At 61.0% G+C, this 1,324-nt stretch carries 1 protein-coding gene; it reads right to left on the minus strand.

The window, feature by feature from the left end:
* Positions 1–1,283: DNA primase (dnaG, locus tag A3754_RS24980; protein WP_063521643.1), on the minus strand; the 1,283-nt coding region annotated here is incomplete at its 3' end.
* Positions 1,284–1,324: the final 41 nt, after the last annotated feature.

A 1,324-nucleotide genomic window follows, 5' to 3' on the forward strand; every position in this document is an offset into this window, starting at 1 on the left:
AGCGATTCCTTGTCCAGCCGGGTAAGGCGGCTGAGCTCTTCGGTGAGCAGGGCGCGATAAACCGGGCCGGCGGGTTTGTCCAGAAACGGCAGGGCCAGCCTGGCCAGCCGGGCGCGGCCGTCCACGGTGTCCAGGTCGAGCCCTTCGGACAGGTGCCGGAACAGGTAAGTGGACAGGGCGTCGGCCTTGTCAGTAAGTGCTCGCAACGCCTCGGGGCCTTGCTGGCGCACGAGTGTGTCCGGGTCTTCGCCGTCTGGCAGGAACAGGAAACGTACTTGTTTGCCGTCATCCAGAGCCGGCAACAGGGACTCCAGCGCCCGCCAGGCGGCGCGGACGCCGGCCTTGTCGCCATCGAAACAGAGAATCACTTCGTTGACCTGACGAAACAGTTTGCGGGCGTGGTCTTCGGTGGTGGCGGTGCCCAGGGTGGCGACCACGTTGGGCACGCCGTGTTGGGTCAGTGCGATCACGTCCATGTAGCCTTCCACCACATAGAGGCGGTCGCTGCGATCGCGGCTCTGGCGCCATTCCCACAGCCCGTAAAGTTCCTGTCCCTTATGGAAAACCGGGGTTTCCGGGCTGTTCAGGTATTTCGGCTTGCCGTCGCCGAGTACCCGGCCGCCGAAGCCGATGGTGCGCCCGCGGCTATCGCGGATCGGGAAAATGATGCGGTCACGGAACTTGTCGTAGGTGCGGCCGTTATCCTCCCGGCGCACCAGTAAGCCGCCGGTGAGGGCGGTTTCCAGGCTGGTTTCGGTGAGTGACAGACCGTTGATCAAATTATCGTAACCGGGTGGTGCAAACCCGATCGCGAATTTTTTTGCTATTTCGCCGCTCAATCCCCGATTTTTAAGGTAGTTAACCGCTTTTTGCCGCTCTGGCGCCTGGCGTAACTGCTGCGCGTAGAACTTCTCGGCGCGGCTAAGCAGGTCGTAAAGCGATTGAAGGCGGTCCTTCTTTTGCCGGTCGGCGGCGGTTTCCGGCCGGGATTCGGGCACTTCCATGCCGGCGCGGCTGGCCAGTTGTTTGACTGCTTCCGGAAAGCTCAGATGCTCGTATTCCATCAGGAAGCCCACCGCATTGCCGGAGGTGCCACAACCGAAGCAGTAATAGAACTGCTTGTCTGGAGCCACGGTGAAGGAGGGCGTTTTTTCCTGGTGGAAGGGGCAACAGGCGCTGTAGTTGCGGCCGGTTTTTTTCAGCGGCACACGGGCATCAATCAGCTCTACCAGGTCGGTGCGAGCCAACAGGTCATGTGTGAAGTTTTCCGGAATGCGTGCCATATAAGGGTCTGTTAAGTGATCTCAATCGGCCTGCCGAGTCC

It is taken from the genome of Alcanivorax sp. HI0083, from assembly GCF_001635175.1.